Origin of the sequence: Sphingomonas sp. So64.6b (assembly GCF_014171475.1) — a bacterium.
In the GTDB taxonomy this organism is placed as follows: domain Bacteria; phylum Pseudomonadota; class Alphaproteobacteria; order Sphingomonadales; family Sphingomonadaceae; genus Sphingomonas; species Sphingomonas alpina_A.
The window spans coordinates 2430978-2446735 of record NZ_CP048817.1; the positions used below are offsets into that span (position 1 = coordinate 2430978).

Here is a 15758-nt window from a genome sequence, read left to right on the forward strand (position 1 = left end):
TATAAGGAAAGCTTTATATGCGGTTTCGGCTTGCCGGAACCCGCTTCAGCCGAGGGTAGATTGATGCGCGCTTCGTTTCTCTTCACGTCCGAATCGGTTTCGGAAGGCCATCCCGACAAGGTCGCGGATCAGATTTCGGACTCGGTCGTCGACCTGTTCCTGTCCAAGGACCCCTATGCGCGTATCGCTTGCGAGACGCTGACCACCACCAATCTGGTCGTGCTCGCCGGTGAGATCCGCTGCAAGGGCGTATATGAGAATGGCGAATGGGCGCCCGGCGCGCTCGAGGAGATCGAGGCCACAGTCCGCGCGACGGTCAAGCGCATCGGTTACGAGCAGGATCAGTTCCACTGGAACACGTTCGAATTCATCAACCGCCTGCACGGTCAGTCCGAGCATATCGCGATGGGCGTGGACGAGAGCGGCAACAAGGATGAGGGCGCCGGCGATCAGGGCATCATGTTCGGTTACGCGACCGACGAGACACCCGACCTGCTGCCCGCCACGCTCTATTATTCCCACCGCATCCTCGAGCAGCTCGCTTATGACCGCCACAACAAGGTCGTGCCGTTCCTCGAGCCCGACGCGAAGAGCCAGGTGACGCTCGCTTACGAGAATGAAGTGCCGGTTCGCGCGACCGCGCTGGTCGTTTCGACTCAGCATGCACCCGGCTACTTCTTCCACAACAACGAAGGCGATCCGGCCAAGTACAAGGAACTGCGCGACTATGTCGTCGGCGTGTTCAACGATGTGCTGCCCGAAGGCTTTATCACCGACGAGACCGCGATCTACGTCAACCCCACCGGCCGGTTCGAAATCGGCGGGCCCGACGGTGACGCGGGCGTCACCGGCCGCAAGATCATCGTCGACACCTATGGCGGCGCGGCACCGCATGGCGGCGGCGCCTTCTCCGGCAAGGATCCGACCAAAGTCGATCGCTCCGCCGCTTATGTCGCGCGCTATCTGGCGAAGAATGTTGTCGCCGCGGGCCTCGCGCGGCGCTGCACGATCCAGCTGAGCTATGCGATCGGGATTGCCGAGCCGCTGTCGGTTTATGTCGATACTCACGGCACCGGCAAGGTTTCCGAAGCGAAGCTTGAAGAAGTGCTGCCGCAGTTGGTTCGGTTGACCCCCAAGGGCATCCGCGAGCACCTCAAGCTCAACGCACCGATCTATCAGAAGACCGCCGCATACGGCCATTTCGGCCGCACGCCCGAGGGCGAGTATTTCACTTGGGAAAAGACCGATCTCGTCGATCGTCTGAAAGCGGCGGTCGCCTGAGCAGCAGCATAGCCTCCGGCTCGAAACGAGCCGGAGGCTATGCCTTGATCTCAGGCTCGATCCGGTCGCTCTCGTGGGCGTGCGACACGTCCGGCACTTTCCCGGCGCCGCTATTGTCGAACGTGTGCGAAAAGAATTGCGACCGCCGCTTGCGCGGCGCCCGGCTGCGCATGGTTAAATACCCGACCGCGCCAAGCACGACCAAAATCAGAATAATGGCGAGTGCGATTTTCATGCGTTGCTCGTTTCCACTAACCGAAGGTGGAAGGATGTGATCCGCACCCTCTTGCCCCAAGCCAACAATGAAGTTTGCAGTAAATTTGCCGCAGTGCACAACGAATCGGCGGCAGCAGCCCAATATCACGGCAATATCCGCTTAACCATGACCCAAATAATGACATTTTTGTAATGTTTCCGGAGCGTCGCATGAACGATCCCGTCTCCATCCGCCGCCTTTACGGCCGCCGACAAGGCCATAAACTCCGCCTCGGCCAGGCGGCGCTGGTCGAGGACACGCTCGCCGCGCTCAGTGTTCCGGACGAAGGCCCGGTCAATGCGGCGTCGCTTTTCGGCGCCGACCGCCCCATGGCGTTCGAGATCGGCTTCGGCGCGGGCGAACATCTCGCTGCGCAGGCCGAGGCGAACCCGGAGATGGGCTTTATCGGCTGCGAACCCTTCCTCAATGGTGTGGTCGGGGCGCTCGGCCATATCCGCGATCGCGAACTGGACAATGTCCGGCTGCATATGGGTGACGCGCTGGAGGTGCTCGAACGCTTACCCGATGCCAGCCTCGAACGCTTGTTCCTGCTTCATCCCGATCCGTGGCGCAAGGCGCGCCACGCCAAGCGCCGCATGGTCAATCACGGTCCGCTCGACCTGATCGCCGCGAAGCTGAAACCCGGCGCCGAGTTCCGGCTCGGCACTGACGACCCGACCTATTGCCGCTGGGCAATGAAGGTGATGAACACGCGCCGCGATTTCGAGTGGCAGGCTGAGCACCCGCGCGACTTCCTCGAACGCCCGGCCGATTGGCCGGAAACCCGCTACGAACGCAAGGCGCGCCGACAGGGGCATGAGGTCTGGTACTTCCGATATATTCGTCGGTAAGCGCGCGCAGTCGCACGAATCAGCCAGCCCGATAATGACCGCTCAATCGGCCTCATGCGCGGCAGCAACGGGATTGCGCGCGGGCGCATTGCCGCTCCGCTCCCACACGCTCTTCAACGCGCGGCCGAAAATGGCGGGCAGCCCCGGCCGCACGATCAGCCAGTCGCGGATCGCCGGCCCCTTGTCGGCGCCTATGACGCGCTTGTAACCGCTGTCGCCAGCGCCCCAGTCGACCGTGGTGATGCCATCGTCCAGCGCGCGGACGAGGTTGCGGTAATAAAGCAATTTGCCCGGCGAATGCTTGCCAAAGGCGGGATCATAACTGTTGGCGATGGCGTATTTAAGCGCGCCGGCATTGACGTCGAACGAGAAGGCCGACGGCGCGCCATCGACGGTGAGCAACGCCGCCCACATCATTTCCGCCAGTGCCGGATCCGCGGCGGCGGCGCGCCAGAAGGCGCCGTGCCCGGTCTCGGTGAATTTCGCGTCGCTGCCGTCGGTGCGCGCGGCGATCCAGCTTTTTTCTTCGATCGCGGCGAGCGCGTCGAAACCGCCCTCCCCCCAATCCGCGCCGCTCAGGAAACGCCAGTCGAGCGCGCCGTGATCGCCGAGATGCTTTTCGTGGAAACGGTTCTTGCGCAAGGTCGAGTTGCGCGGCCAGATACCCTCGGCCCGCGCCGCATTCATGTCGAGCAAATAGGAGTCGGCGACGAAGCGGTCGAGCACCACCCAATTCTTGGCGCGTGCGACCCTGAGTAGCGGTTCGAGCGAAGGATCGCCATCATAAACCGGGCCGATGCGCAGCGCATTGACCTCCGCGCCGAGCCGCTCGATCAGCGCCTCGAAATGGGGCCGATCAGCCACGGCAGCGGCGGGAAAACTACGGAACGGCCAATAACAACCGGGCACCGCGGCGAGCCGCGCCGGGCCGGGGCCGAACCGCACCATAGGCAGCGCGATCACGGGATTGCCATCTTCCTCGACCACGATCGTGCGCGCCGCGCCGCCATAAGCGAGCAAGGCGGCGGCGAACCATTGGTAGCGCAGGAAACGATGCGTCTCGGGCGCGGCTTCGGCGACCATGTCGAGCAGTCCGGACAGCCCGTCGAGCGCAACGGCGCGCGTCGCGGCGGGCAAGCGGACGAAGTCGTCGAGGAGCATCGGCTTGTTCATGCCCGCGGCTATAGCGGCGAGGCGTTACCAAGCGGTGTCACGCGCGACATCCACCGCTGCGCTTGACCGCGCGCCCTTATGCACGTCAGAACCCCGTGATGTTCTCGACCCCCGCCGTCACCACCATCGCACAGACGATCCAGCTGTCACTCAGCCCGGTATTCATGCTTGCCGGTATCGGCGCATTGCTCAACGTGCTCGCCGGTAGGCTGTCGCGCGTGGTCGACCGGGCGCGCGCGATCGAGCAACTCCACCCGCGTTCGACCGGGCCGGAGCATGACCGCCATGTGTGGGAATTGCGCCTGCTCGATCGGCGCATGACGGTGATCAACCGGGCACTGGTGCTGGCAGTGTCGAGCGCGGTCATGACCTGCCTCGTCGTCGCCGGCCTGTTCGTCGCCGAGTTGGTCAAGCTTCACATCGGCACGGTGGTCGCGATCTCGTTCATCCTGGCTATGGCGTTGCTGATCGCCGCGCTGATCTCGTTCCTGATCGAAGTGCGCATGTCGCTGACCGCGATCCATATCCGACCGGAATTGCTGGAAAAGGATTAGGACTGATCCTCACTTCGTGTGGGTCCTATCGCACACCATCCAATCCCGGCCCGACATCCGCCACCGGCAGATATTTTGGCGCGATACGCGCCTTGCTCGCCTGCTCATAGGCATAACCCGCGTTCAACACCGCCTGGTCGCCATGGGCCGTTGCGATAAACGATATGCCGACCGGCAATCCTTTCACCAGCCCCATCGGCACGGTGAGGTGCGGATACCCCGAGATCGCGGGCAATTCGCTGGCGCTCGGCCCGCTGAAATTGTCGCCCGACACGCTGTCGCTCAGCCAGGGCAGGCCATAGGTCGGTGCGACGATGATCGTCGCCCTGGCGGTCTTGAGAATCGCATCGATCCCCTCCGCGCCGGCCAGCCGTAGCGATTTGGCGCGCGCACCGAGATATTCCGCGTCGGCAAGACCCCGTGTCTTTGCCGCAATCAGGAACGTCTCCTGCGCAAAGAACGGCATTTCGGCCGATGTGTTCGCCTCGTTAAAGGCGATGACCTGATCGAGCGTGCGTGTCTTCACGCTTCCCGGTGTCGAAGCGAGATAGGCGTCAAGATCGGCCTTGAGTTCGCTATGGAGCACATCGCCTTCGGCCTGACCCATGCCGTCGAGCTTGGGCTGTTCCGCGTCGACCAACACCGCGCCGACCTTTTTCAGCACCAGCAGTTCGGCCTCGTATTTCGCCTTGAGCGCCGCCGGCATATCGGGGCGCAAGACGGCAATCCGTACGCCTTGCAGGCCATCAACCGAGAGCGTTTTGGCATAGTCGCGGACATATTTGCCGGCGTCCGTAGTCGCCGGATCGGCCGGGTCGGCGGCGACCATCGCGGAAAACAGGATCGCCACGTCGCGCACGCTGCGCGCCATCGGGCCGGGCGTATCCTGGCTATGACTGATCGGCACGACATGGGTGCGACTGACCAAGCCGACCGTCGGCTTCAACCCGGCAAGGCCGTTCATCGATGCTGGGCAGGCGACCGATCCATCGGTTTCGGTGCCGAGCGCGGCCGCCGCGAAACTCGCCGCGATCGCCGCACCCGATCCGCTCGACGATCCGCAGGCGGTGCGGTCAAGCGCATAAGGGTTGCGCACCAGTCCGCCGATCGCGCTCCAGCCGCTGATCGAGCTGGACGAGCGGATATTGGCCCATTCGCTGAGGTTGGTCTTGCCCAGGATCACCGCGCCCCCTTTGCGCAACTCGGCGACTACCGGTGCGTCGCGGTGCGTAACATTGTCCTTGAGCGCGAGGCTGCCCGCCGTGGTGGCGATCGGATCGAGCGTCTCGATATTGTCCTTGATCAGGATTGGAATGCCGTCGAGCGGGCCGAGCCGCTTCCCCGCCTTGCGCCGCGCATCGCTCGCGCGAGCCTGGGCCAGCGCATCGGGATTAAGCGCGATCACCGCGCGCAAAGTCGGACCGGTACGATCCATCGCCGCGACCCGCGCGAGATAGGCTCGGGTGATCGCCTCGCTCGAAGCGCGTCCCTTGGCCATGGCAGCCTGGAGTTCGGGGATCGAGCGTTCCTCGACCAATGGCGCGGTCTGGGCGGAAAGCGGTGCAGCCAGCGCAGCGACGGCAAGCAAGGTGAGATGGAAAACGCGCATGATGCCCCCAATCGTCATGCCGAATCCGTTTCGGCATCTACTATGCCGCAAGAATTGCGGACGATGATCATATGGCGAGTGTGCGGGACGGTGGCGGCCGGGACAAGCCTGTCTCGAGCGAAGTCGAAAGGCCGGCTGACGAACTGAATTGGCGGAGCCCAAAAATGAAAAGAGGCTGCCGGGGGCCTGTTCGGCACCCCGGCAACCTCCTGACATGGTCAGCGGCCGGAAGCTCCAGCTTGGGAGACCATGCGAACCGCTAAGCTCCGATAGACGGCGACGTTGATTGGGGGAAAATACCCCCCGCCGTCATCCCAAAAAGCCTAGCGGCGCGTCCCCCGAACGAACTGAACCGACCCCATTGCTGAACCATGAGACATCGGATCACCTCCTTTCGCTTGTTGAAACGGCGCACCCTGCTTGGGTACGCCCTCTATGTGAATCATCCGAATCACATATACAAGTCTTGTAATTCATTCTGTTTTCGACGAATCTCTTTCGTCGCCGAAATCGGCCGGATGCGTTTCGCTGAGCGGATCAGGATGCGCCCGCTCTCCATCCTCAATGCCGCTTGAAATATTGCACGTCGCGTTCGTGCTTTTCCGCCGCCGCGCGCGTGTCGCACGTGCCGAGATTGCGGCGCTTGCCGGTCTTCTCGTCGTCTTCTGCGAATAGAGCCGATCCTCGCCGGACTTCAGCTTGCGGATCATCGTTTCGCCTCCTCTCGCGCCATAACGCGCGAAGCGAACAGCATTTCCCCGCCAAGCACGGACCCTTAGCGGCGGCAATCCTCGGTCACGCGGAGGATTTCAGGCCAGGCCGGCACGACCAAAGTCGGAAAACCGGCTTGCTGCACGACGAAGCGGCCACGACTGAAACCCATTGCGTCGAGCAAGCTGTCACGCGGCGCCAGCGGCGCGGCGAGCCAGGCCGGCGTGCCATTGGTCTGGGTCGTATTGAGCGTGCGCATCACCGTCGAGGTGCGGATCGTGATCGGTACCGCGCCGGTCGCGGTTCCGGCGCGTGCGAGATAGACCGCACCGGCATCACGGTCGCAGCGCAGGCTCAGCACTGCATCGGCGCCGGGCACGCCGTACAGCGCGATGGAGCCGCGTGCATCCTGACGATAGGTCCAGTCGCCGGGCGTCACCGGCCAGTCGCGCCAGTCGCTGCCGAGCGGTACGGGCGTCGGCATTGGCGCAGGGGTCTGGACCGGCACGGGGCGGGGAATCGGGCGTGGTGCGGGCGTGGGTGGGCCTACGCAGCTGCTCAGTACGACGAGCAGGGCGAGGATGGGAAGCGAACGCATGGCCTTCTATGGGCGAAGCCTGCGGTACGCTCAACCATGCTAACGACAATTTCCTTGCGCGGATGCGGCGGGATGGACGACGTAGCGGACCAGGGGAGGCCAGACATGGCATTGGATGCGAAGCGACTGAAATCGATCATCGGCGGATCGGCCGGCAATCTCGTCGAATGGTACGACTGGTACGCCTATACCGCGATGAGCATCTATTTCGCCGCGACCTTCTTTCCCAAGGGCGACCAGACGGCGCAATTTCTCAACACCGCCGCCGTATTCGCGGTCGGCTTCCTGATGCGGCCGATCGGCGCGTGGATCATGGGCCGTTATGCCGACAATCATGGGCGCAAGGCCGGGCTGGCATTGTCGGTCGGGTTGATGTGCGCCGGATCGCTGATGATCGCACTGACCCCCGGCTATGCGACGATCGGCGTTGCCGCGCCCGCGATCCTGGTGATCGCCCGGATGATCCAGGGGCTGTCGGTCGGCGGCGAATATGGCGCCAGCGCGACCTATCTGTCGGAAATGGCGACGCGGGACCGGCGCGGTTTCTGGTCGAGCTTCCAATATGTCACGCTGATCGGCGGACAGCTGACCGCGCTCGGCGTCACGTTGATCCTCCAGGCGTTGCTCAGCGAGGCAGCGATGGAGGCATGGGGCTGGCGCGTCGCCTTCTTCCTCGGCGCGGCGCTGGCGCTCGGCGTCTATATCCTGCGCCGCCGGCTCTCCGAGACGGCTTCGTTCGAGGCGCTCGCGAAGGATCGGCCGAAATCCGGCGCGCTGGCGCTGTGGCGCGCGCATCCGCGCGAGTTCCTGATCGTCGCCGCGATCACCGCCGGCGGCAGCTTGGCCTTCTATGCCTACACAACGTACATGCAGAAATTCCTGGTCAACACGACGGGCTTCGACAAGCAGACATCGACGCTGATCATGACCGCGGCGCTGATCGTGTTCATGTGCATCCAGCCGCTGTTTGGGCACCTTGCCGACCGGCATGGACGCAAGCCCTATCTACTGCTGTTCGGCGTTGGCGGTATGGCGGTGTCGGTGCCGATATTCCATGCCCTCGCAGCGGCCAGCACCCCGCTGGTCGCGTTCGGGCTGATCCTGATTCCGCTGACCCTGCTGTCGGCCTACACCTCGATCAGTGCGCTGATCAAAGCGGAACTGTTCCCGGCACATATTCGCGCACTGGGCGTCGCCCTGCCTTATGCGATCGGCAATGCCGCGTTCGGCGGGACCGCGGAATTCGTCGCGCTCTGGTTCAAATCGGAAGGGGTCGAGGCAGGCTTCTATTGGTATGTCACGATCATCATCGGCCTCGCCACGATCGGTTTCCTGATGCTGCCCGAAACAAAGCGCACCAGCCTGATCGAGGAAGACTAGGAACCTCACCGCCATGAGGTTGTTTCGGCAACGACACCAAAAGGAAATCCGATGTCCAAAGCGTCAGACGAACCGACCCAGTTGCTGATCCAGTCGAACAAGGTCGACGTGATGCCAGTGCGCAGCCGCGACGGCGACAAGATCGGTTCCGTTTACGCCTTCATGATCAACAAGCGCAGCGGCCAGGCGGTTTATGCCGTGCTGACGATCGGTGGCTTCCTGGGAATGGGCAAAGCCTATTACCCCCTGCCCTTCGGTCTGCTCTCGTTCGATGCCGTCGCCGACACGTATATCGTGACGATCGACCGCCGCGTACTCGAAGGCGGCCCAAGCTGGGCGGCGAACGCGCCGGTGTTCGACCAGGCTTATGCCGACCGGGTGGCAAGCTATTATGGCGTCGGCAAGGAAGACCTGTCGCTCGGCGTCTCGGCGTCGATCTGAGCGATATCGCTCCCGGCTGCCTTATCTTGCTCGACAAGCTTTCACGAAGCGTGAAATGAGCGGGCTGGCCGGCACTTGCTTGCGCCAGCCCTTCGCACCCGAAAACACAATCTCGTTTCGCGCGGCTGCGAGCCGGTCGGCAAGCTGCTCGATCGCATCACCACGCTCCGATTGTTCGCCAGGCAAGATGAACAGACTGTTGGCGGTCTCACCACCCTGCACGTCAAATGTAACCCGCCAAGCGTCTATCTGAAGGTCAAAGCTTTGGATATCATCCGGGCGGCCGCTGTTGGTGAGGAAGAACGCGGGCTGGCGCTCATTGCATATGCCGACGAACACGGCATTCGATCCGTCGCCAATTCCGTAAGTAAGGCGCAATAGGCCGGGTTTGGTATCGTCGAAATACCATCCTCGTTCAGGCACCTCATGCGCGCGGGATATCGCGGAGCGATCACACGCTGAAAGCGCTAAAAGACCGAGAATGACGGCAGCCCTCAAGAGCGCCGCCCGCCCCCGCCCATCCGCATCTTTTGGCTCTTGCCGTAGCGCGTCTTGCGCGTGCCCGGCTTGCCCTCGTTCGAGCGGCCCATCATCGGTGCTTTCCGCTGATCGACCGGCAGACCGAGCTCTTCCTGCTCCAACTGGCGGATCTCGTCGCGCAGGCGGCCGGCAGTTTCGAATTCCAGATCGGCTGCGGCGGCGCGCATCTGCTTTTCCAGGTCCTCAATATAGGCGCGGAGGTTATGCCCAACCATGTGCGGCCGGTCTTCGTCGATCTCGATCGTGACCTGGTCGCGCTGCGACACATCCTTGATAATGTCGCCGATATTGCGGCGGATGGTCTGCGGCGTGATGCCATGCTCTTCATTATAGGCGAGCTGCTTCTCACGCCGGCGCCCGGTCTCGTTCATCGCCCGCTCCATCGAGCCGGTGATGCGGTCGGCATAGAGGATCACGCGGCCATCGACGTTACGCGCGGCGCGACCGATCGTCTGGATCAGCGAGGTTTCGGAGCGCAGGAATCCTTCCTTATCGGCATCGAGGATCGCGACCAGCCCGCATTCGGGAATATCGAGCCCTTCACGGAGCAAGTTGATACCTACCAGCACATCATAGACCCCAAGCCTAAGATCGCGGATCAGCTCGATTCTTTCCAACGTCTCGACGTCCGAATGCATGTAGCGGACCTTGAGTCCCGCCTCGTGCATGAACTCGGTCAGATCCTCGGCCATGCGCTTGGTCAAGGTCGTCACCAGCGTGCGATAGCCGGCCTCGGCGGTCTTCTTCGCCTCGACGATCAGGTCCTGGACCTGTTCCTCGACCGGCTTGATCTCGATCGGCGGGTCGATCAGTCCGGTCGGGCGGATCACCTGTTCGGCGAAAACGCCGCCAGTCTGCTCCATTTCCCAGCCGCCCGGCGTCGCCGAGACATAGGTGGTTTGCGGCCGCATCGCTTCCCATTCGTTGAAGCGCAGCGGGCGGTTGTCGATCGCGCTGGGCAAACGAAAGCCATATTCGGCAAGCGTCAGCTTGCGGCGGTGATCGCCGCGCGACATGCCGTTGATCTGGCCGATCGTGACGTGGCTTTCATCGACGAATAACAAGGCATTATCGGGTAGATATTCAAACAAGGTGGGAGGAGGCTCGCCCGGCATCCGTCCGGTCAGGAAGCGCGAATAATTCTCGATCCCTGCGCAAGAGCCAGTCGCGGCGATCATCTCGAGATCGAAATTGGTACGTTGTTCGAGCCGCTGCGCCTCGAGCAGTTTCCCTTCGGGCACCAATTCCTTGAGCCGCTCCGCGAGCTCGAACTTGATCGCCTCCATCGCCTGTTTCAGCGTCGGCCCCGGCGTTACATAGTGCGAGTTGGCGTAGACCCGGACATAGTCGAGGCTAGCGACCTTCTTGCCGGTCAGCGGGTCGAACTCGACGATCTCCTCGATATCGTCACCGAAGAAGGACACGCGCCACGCAGTGTCCTCATAATGCGACGGGAAGATTTCGAGATTGTCTCCCTTCACGCGGAAATTGCCGCGCTGGAACGCCGCGTCGTTGCGCTTGTATTGCAGTGCGACAAGCTTGCGCACGATCTCACGCTGATCGACCGACTGCCCCTTCTTGAGGTCGAAAATCATCGCCGAATAGGTCTCGACCGAGCCGATGCCATAGAGGCACGATACCGAGGCGACGATGATCACATCGTCGCGTTCGAGCAGCGACCGGGTTGCGGCATGGCGCATCCGGTCGATCGATTCGTTGGTCGAGCTTTCCTTCTCGATGTACGTGTCCGAGCGCGCGACATAGGCCTCGGGCTGGTAATAGTCGTAATAGCTGACGAAATATTCGACCGCGTTTTCAGGGAAGAACGATTTGAACTCGCCATAAAGCTGGGCGGCGAGGATCTTGTTCGGCGCGAGGATTAGCGCGGGGCGCTGCACCGCTTCGATCACCTTGGCCATGGTGAAGGTCTTGCCCGAACCGGTAACGCCGAGCAGCACCTGGTCGCGCTCACCCGCCTGGGTCTGTTCGACCAGTTCGGCGATCGCGGTCGGCTGATCGCCGGAGGGCGTATATTCGCTGACCAGCTTGAACGCCTTGCCGCCCTCCACCTTGGGCGGGCGCGCGGGACGATGCGGGATGAAACTCTGCCCGGTTTCGGGCTCGTCGAGACTGGTGCGAATCTGAATTGCCATGGGGCGAATATGGGGTCGCAAGCGGCGCTCGGCAACGCGCTCGTTGCCGATGATATGCGAACCTTTCGCGAACGTCGGATCAACGCTTTTGCCTAAAAAAGCTATTGCGACTTACTCGCATTATCGATAGCTGCGCTTTTGTCGTCGAGCAGGAGATCAGCCATGTACCGTTTCATCGATCGTCCGCTGACTCAGCTCGACGACGACATGGCGTTCCTCGTCGCGGCAATGCGAATATGGGTCGAGGCGTCGTCAGCGGGCCGCTGCTCCTGCGCCGCGCTGCGCATGCCGTTCGCGAAACAGGGCGTGGTGGAGGCGCTGCCGGACTTCGGCATGGCAATGGCGGCGCTCAACATCGACGGACTCGCACAACTGCGCTTCGCACCGCCTGGCCATGCGCTGGTCGCTGACGATGAGGCACGGCTGCTCGCCCTGTTCTCGGCCTGCCGCGCGGCCGATGCGGCGCTGCTGCGGCGTCATGCCGCCGGACTGGTCGCGGAGGATGCCGTCCTCTGCCTGATGCTCGCAGTCGAACGGGTCGGCACCGTCTTCCCCATCCCCGCCCTTCCCCATCGCAGAGACGACACACGATCATGAACATGTACGTCCGCACGCCCCAGCTTATCCCCGATCACCCGGCCTTCGCGACCAGCGACGTGCGCTGGGTGCGGCACTGGAACGAGCATCTGTTCAGCTTCGCGATCGAGCGGCCGGCCAGTTTCCGCTTCCGTTCCGGCGAGTTCGTAATGATCGGCCTGCCGGGCGAAGCACGCCCGCTGATGCGCGCCTATTCGATTGCCAGCCCAGCCTATGCCGATGAGCTGGAATTCCTGTCGATCAAGGTGCCGGATGGCCCATTGACCGGGCGGCTGCAGACGATCCATGCCGGCGACCAGGTCTATCTCGGCCGCAAGCCGACCGGGACCTTGGTGTGCGACGCACTGCTTCCGGGCAGCCGGCTGTTCCTGTTCTCTACCGGCACGGGACTGGCGCCGTTTCTCAGCCTGGCGCGCGACCCGGACCTCTATGATCGCTTTGCGCAGGTCGTTCTGGTGCACTGTGTGCGGCGAGTCAGCGACCTCGCCTATCGTGACGAACTGACCGCGCAACTGGCGGGAGATCCGTTGGTCGGCGATCAGGCACTGCTGCAATTCCACTATATCCCGACCTGCACTCGCGAAGCCTTCCACACCGCCGGGCGGATCGATGGCTTGATCGACAATGGCATTTTGTTCGGCCCGCCGATCGGCGGTCCGCGCGCGCTCGACCCGGCGACCGATCGAGTGATGCTGTGCGGCAGCACCGGGATGATCCGCAACCTTGGTGCGATGCTCGAATCGATCGGCTTCGACGAGGGATCGAACGCCAATCCAGGCCGCTTCGTGATCGAACGCGCCTTCGTCGACTGATCTCGCCGCCATCGCCACGCGAGGGCGACAAGCTTTTCGCAACCGACTCGACACCCAAACCGCATCCGCTACGCTGCTCGCCTGCTCGGGGGAGAAAATAATGCGTCGCCTGTTCGTCACCGCCATTGCCGCCTGCGTGCTGGCTCAGCCGGCATTTGCGCAGACCACGCCCGCACCACCCGATTATGTCGCAGCGGTGAAGGCGGATTCCGACCACGACCTCGCAAAGCTGTTCGACTGGTTCCACCGCAATCCCGAGCTTTCATTTAAGGAAGTAAACACCGCCGCGCGCATGGCCGCCGAGCTCAAGGCGGTTCCCGGCATGGTCGTGACCGAGAAGGTCGGGGGTACCGGCGTGGTCGGCGTGCTCAAAAACGGCGCGGGACCGACCGTGCTGATCCGCGCCGATATGGATGGCTTGCCGGTCGAGGAGAAATCCGGTCTGCCCAACGCGTCGAAGGTGCGCCAGGTCGGCGTGGACGGGGTCGAGGTGCCGGTCACCCATGCCTGTGGTCACGACACGCATATCACCGCGATGGTCGCGACCGCGCGCCGGCTCGCGGCGCTGCGCGACCGCTGGGCCGGGACGATCGTCTTCGTCGTCCAGCCCGCCGAAGAACGGATTGGCGGCGCACGCGCGATGATCGCCGACGGGCTCTATACCCGTTTTCCCAAGCCCGATTATGCGCTTGCCTTCCATGTCGATGCCGAACTGCCGACCGGCATGGTCTCGGCTTCGGAGAGCATCCAATATTCGTCGTCGGACTCGGTCGACATCATTGTTCCCGGCATCGGTGCGCATGGCGCCAGCCCGCATATGGGCAAGGATCCGATCTATATGGCGTCGCAGTTGGTGATCGCGCTGCAGGGCCTGATCAGCCGCGAGCGCCAACCGCTGGAACCCGGCGTCATCACCGTCGGCTCGTTCCATGCCGGCCTGAAACACAACATCATCTCGGACGAGGCACGGCTGCAAGTGACGGTACGCGCCAATGACGAAGCCGAACGCAAACAATTGCTCGACGGCATCAAGCGCATCGCGCACGGCATCGGCGAGCTCAACGGCATGCCGCAGGACAAGATGCCGGTAGTGAAGCTGGTCGAGGGAACCGGCGTGACCAGCAACGACGGCGACCTCGCGCGACGCCTCAATGGCGTCATGAAGGCAGTGCTGGGCGACGCGGCATTCCGGCCCTTCACGCAAAAAGGCATGGGCGCGGAGGATTTCGCTTATCTGGTCGCAGCCGATACCGGCGTGAAGGGTTATTATTTCTCGGTCGGCGGCACGCCACAGGCCGCGCTTGACGCGGCCGCCCATGGTGGCCCGGCCGTGGCGTCGCATCACTCGCCGCTGTTCAAGATCACGCCCGAACCTGCCATCATAACCGGCGCGGTGGCGATGACCGCGGCGACTTTGGACCTGATGAAGCCGGCTGGCGCCACCAAGGGTAAATGACGAGGTAGTGCGCCACCGGCGGCGGCCAGGCACGCCGTCCTCACGGCAATTATAAAAAGGGGCGACGACAAGTTGCCTGTCATAGGAGCGATATTATGATTGGCTATGCGACACTCGGTACCAACGACCTCGATCGGGCGCTGGTTTTTTACGACGGGCTGGCCAGCGCGATGGGCGGCAAGCGGCTGTTGACGATGCCCGACACGCGCGGGTTCACGCTATACGGTGCGGGGCGCGATAAGCCGATGCTCGCCGTGACGCGACCCTATGACGGCGGCACCGCATCAGCCGGCAATGGCACGATGGTCGCGCTGATGGCGGACAGCCGCGCGCAAGTCGATGCGATCTACCACAAAGCGATCGAACTCGGCGGCAGCGACGAGGGCGCACCTGGCCTGCGCGGCGGAGTCGGCGACCAGGCCTTTTATGGCGCCTATTTCCGCGATCCCGACGGCAATAAATTCTGCGCCTACCGCACCGGAGAGGAATAGGCGGATATTGCCAGTAAGTATCTGATATAAAATATACTTATCAGGGCGGCGACGGAAGAAAGATGTGACACAACCGGTGTCCTATATCTCCCGCCGCCTCTCTTTGCAGCCGCTCCCCCAATTCTGTCACTGGCGGCGATTCAACCATCACACCGGATGGCGCACGTCATCCCTTGCCGGGATTATGCCGGCGCGCTCTTTCTTATTGTCGCAAAAACTGGGACTGACGCTGCGCTACCTGCGCCAGAGCGCTCCCGCATGACATGAGCCGCAATTTACCGTCCGGCGGTGCGCCCGATGCTCAGGGCAATTGTCCCACGACATTGCCAGGCGGCGTGTAGCGACACACGAGATAATCGTCGCGATCGTTGCTGGCGGTCGCACAGCCGAACTCGGTCGTCCGGCCCCAGATGATCTGGGTATAATGGCCGACATCCTGCCATTTGCCGGTGGTCGAGAAGTTCGGCGTCGGCCCGCGGCGGTAATAGCGCTGCTCGGCGACCCAATGGCCGACCATCTCGTCATAACGATAGGCACCGCGCGTGCCGGTCCACAGATTCTCGCCCTGCGGCGTGCGCCCACGCGGCTCCTTCGAATGTTCGAACCGGCCGCTGCGCGCCAGCTGCCGCGCGTAACCCAGCGCGTCGGCGGCAAGCGCGGCGTTCCAGGCGAGCGGCGCCACCCCGGCCCTGTGCCGCGCGTCATTATGCCCGGCGATCATCGCCTGACGCAGCAATGCATCGCCGCGTGCCGCGTTACCGGCGAAGCTGCGGTCCTCGACCACGCGCTCCGGGCCGGCGGAACAGCCGGTCAGCAGCATCAAACTCAGCGCCAGAACTCGCATCTTCCCTAGCT

At 63.1% G+C, this 15758-nt stretch carries 16 protein-coding genes; 9 read left to right on the forward strand and 7 right to left on the reverse strand.

From position 1 onward, the window contains the following. Window positions 1–63 precede the first annotated feature (63 nt). The gene (gene metK / locus G4G27_RS11540) at window positions 64–1281 is read left to right on the forward strand and encodes a methionine adenosyltransferase (RefSeq protein ID WP_183113450.1); all 1218 of its coding nucleotides are present in this window, start codon (window positions 64–66) and stop codon (window positions 1279–1281) included. Between the two features lie 37 nt (window positions 1282–1318). On the opposite strand, the gene G4G27_RS11545 is transcribed toward metK, so the two are convergent. Beyond that, window positions 1319–1516 (reverse strand): hypothetical protein, encoded by a 198-nt coding sequence (locus G4G27_RS11545; RefSeq protein WP_183113451.1) that lies wholly within the window; start codon window positions 1514–1516, stop codon window positions 1319–1321. 191 nt (window positions 1517–1707) lie between these two features. Here G4G27_RS11545 and trmB point away from each other — a divergent pair, with 191 nt between their 5' ends. After that, a complete protein-coding gene (trmB, locus tag G4G27_RS11550) occupies window positions 1708–2388 on the forward strand; it encodes a tRNA (guanosine(46)-N7)-methyltransferase TrmB (RefSeq protein WP_183113452.1) in 681 nt (226 codons plus the stop codon). 42 nt (window positions 2389–2430) lie between these two features. On the opposite strand, the gene G4G27_RS11555 is transcribed toward trmB, so the two are convergent. Further along, the gene (locus G4G27_RS11555; RefSeq protein WP_244624659.1) at window positions 2431–3549 is read right to left on the reverse strand and encodes a GNAT family N-acetyltransferase; all 1119 of its coding nucleotides are present in this window, start codon (window positions 3547–3549) and stop codon (window positions 2431–2433) included. A 110-nt stretch (window positions 3550–3659) separates the two neighbouring features. On the opposite strand from G4G27_RS11555, the gene G4G27_RS11560 reads away from it, so the two are divergent. Further along, on the forward strand, window positions 3660–4115 hold the full coding sequence (locus tag G4G27_RS11560; RefSeq protein WP_183113454.1) for a DUF2721 domain-containing protein: 456 nt from the start codon (window positions 3660–3662) through the stop codon (window positions 4113–4115). Between the two features lie 25 nt (window positions 4116–4140). Here G4G27_RS11560 and G4G27_RS11565 read toward each other — a convergent pair whose 3' ends face one another. Both G4G27_RS11565 and G4G27_RS11570 read right to left on the reverse strand, forming a co-directional pair. Then, window positions 4141–5724, reverse strand: a complete 1584-nt coding sequence (locus G4G27_RS11565) for an amidase (protein WP_183113455.1) — start codon at window positions 5722–5724, stop codon at window positions 4141–4143. Window positions 5725–6499: 775 nt separating this feature from the next. Beyond that, window positions 6500–7033 (reverse strand): hypothetical protein, encoded by a 534-nt coding sequence (locus tag G4G27_RS11570; RefSeq protein ID WP_183113456.1) that lies wholly within the window; start codon window positions 7031–7033, stop codon window positions 6500–6502. Between the two features lie 105 nt (window positions 7034–7138). Between G4G27_RS11570 and G4G27_RS11575 the strand changes: the two genes are divergently transcribed. Both G4G27_RS11575 and G4G27_RS11580 read left to right on the forward strand, forming a co-directional pair. Further along, window positions 7139–8413: an MFS transporter gene (locus G4G27_RS11575; RefSeq protein WP_183113457.1), complete on the forward strand. Its 1275-nt coding sequence runs from the start codon at window positions 7139–7141 to the stop codon at window positions 8411–8413. Between the two features lie 51 nt (window positions 8414–8464). Continuing rightward, window positions 8465–8854 (forward strand): PRC-barrel domain-containing protein, encoded by a 390-nt coding sequence (locus tag G4G27_RS11580; protein ID WP_183113458.1) that lies wholly within the window; start codon window positions 8465–8467, stop codon window positions 8852–8854. A 21-nt stretch (window positions 8855–8875) separates the two neighbouring features. On the opposite strand, the gene G4G27_RS11585 is transcribed toward G4G27_RS11580, so the two are convergent. Next, window positions 8876–9352, reverse strand: coding sequence for a hypothetical protein (locus tag G4G27_RS11585; protein ID WP_183113459.1), 477 nt, complete (start codon window positions 9350–9352; stop codon window positions 8876–8878). Further along, window positions 9349–11547 carry an excinuclease ABC subunit UvrB gene (gene uvrB / locus G4G27_RS11590; RefSeq protein WP_183113460.1) on the reverse strand — a complete coding sequence of 733 codons (2199 nt, stop codon included), beginning with the start codon at window positions 11545–11547 and terminating at the stop codon, window positions 9349–9351. Before uvrB ends, G4G27_RS11585 begins: the two co-directional genes overlap by 4 nt. A gap of 162 nt (window positions 11548–11709) precedes the next feature. Between uvrB and G4G27_RS11595 the strand changes: the two genes are divergently transcribed. The 4 genes from G4G27_RS11595 to G4G27_RS11610 all read left to right on the forward strand — a co-directional run bounded on the left by G4G27_RS11595 (window position 11710) and on the right by G4G27_RS11610 (window position 14903). Then, window positions 11710–12144 carry a hypothetical protein gene (locus G4G27_RS11595; protein WP_183113461.1) on the forward strand — a complete coding sequence of 145 codons (435 nt, stop codon included), beginning with the start codon at window positions 11710–11712 and terminating at the stop codon, window positions 12142–12144. Next, window positions 12141–12956: a ferredoxin--NADP reductase gene (locus G4G27_RS11600; protein ID WP_244624660.1), complete on the forward strand. Its 816-nt coding sequence runs from the start codon at window positions 12141–12143 to the stop codon at window positions 12954–12956. The genes G4G27_RS11595 and G4G27_RS11600 overlap by 4 nt, the downstream gene beginning before the upstream one ends. 100 nt (window positions 12957–13056) lie before the next feature. Continuing rightward, the gene (locus G4G27_RS11605) at window positions 13057–14412 is read left to right on the forward strand and encodes an amidohydrolase (protein ID WP_183113462.1); all 1356 of its coding nucleotides are present in this window, start codon (window positions 13057–13059) and stop codon (window positions 14410–14412) included. Window positions 14413–14507: 95 nt separating this feature from the next. Beyond that, the gene (locus G4G27_RS11610; RefSeq protein WP_183113463.1) at window positions 14508–14903 is read left to right on the forward strand and encodes a VOC family protein; all 396 of its coding nucleotides are present in this window, start codon (window positions 14508–14510) and stop codon (window positions 14901–14903) included. Window positions 14904–15204: 301 nt separating this feature from the next. Here G4G27_RS11610 and G4G27_RS11615 read toward each other — a convergent pair whose 3' ends face one another. Beyond that, window positions 15205–15747 carry a CAP domain-containing protein gene (locus G4G27_RS11615; RefSeq protein WP_183113464.1) on the reverse strand — a complete coding sequence of 181 codons (543 nt, stop codon included), beginning with the start codon at window positions 15745–15747 and terminating at the stop codon, window positions 15205–15207. Window positions 15748–15758: the final 11 nt, after the last annotated feature.

Coding starts and splice junctions, on each gene's coding strand:
- trmB (WP_183113452.1), top strand. CDS start 1,708: ATGAACGATCCCGTCTCCATCCGCCGCCTTTACGGCCGCCGACAAGGC.
- G4G27_RS11555 (WP_244624659.1), bottom strand. CDS start 3,549: ATGCTCCTCGACGACTTCGTCCGCTTGCCCGCCGCGACGCGCGCCGTT.
- G4G27_RS11615 (WP_183113464.1), bottom strand. CDS start 15,747: ATGCGAGTTCTGGCGCTGAGTTTGATGCTGCTGACCGGCTGTTCCGCC.
- uvrB (WP_183113460.1), bottom strand. CDS start 11,547: ATGGCAATTCAGATTCGCACCAGTCTCGACGAGCCCGAAACCGGGCAG.
- G4G27_RS11580 (WP_183113458.1), top strand. CDS start 8,465: ATGTCCAAAGCGTCAGACGAACCGACCCAGTTGCTGATCCAGTCGAAC.
- G4G27_RS11610 (WP_183113463.1), top strand. CDS start 14,508: ATGATTGGCTATGCGACACTCGGTACCAACGACCTCGATCGGGCGCTG.
- metK (WP_183113450.1), top strand. CDS start 64: ATGCGCGCTTCGTTTCTCTTCACGTCCGAATCGGTTTCGGAAGGCCAT.
- G4G27_RS11605 (WP_183113462.1), top strand. CDS start 13,057: ATGCGTCGCCTGTTCGTCACCGCCATTGCCGCCTGCGTGCTGGCTCAG.
- G4G27_RS11600 (WP_244624660.1), top strand. CDS start 12,141: ATGAACATGTACGTCCGCACGCCCCAGCTTATCCCCGATCACCCGGCC.
- G4G27_RS11545 (WP_183113451.1), bottom strand. CDS start 1,516: ATGAAAATCGCACTCGCCATTATTCTGATTTTGGTCGTGCTTGGCGCG.
- G4G27_RS11565 (WP_183113455.1), bottom strand. CDS start 5,724: ATGCGCGTTTTCCATCTCACCTTGCTTGCCGTCGCTGCGCTGGCTGCA.
- G4G27_RS11595 (WP_183113461.1), top strand. CDS start 11,710: ATGTACCGTTTCATCGATCGTCCGCTGACTCAGCTCGACGACGACATG.
- G4G27_RS11560 (WP_183113454.1), top strand. CDS start 3,660: ATGTTCTCGACCCCCGCCGTCACCACCATCGCACAGACGATCCAGCTG.
- G4G27_RS11570 (WP_183113456.1), bottom strand. CDS start 7,033: ATGCGTTCGCTTCCCATCCTCGCCCTGCTCGTCGTACTGAGCAGCTGC.
- G4G27_RS11575 (WP_183113457.1), top strand. CDS start 7,139: ATGGCATTGGATGCGAAGCGACTGAAATCGATCATCGGCGGATCGGCC.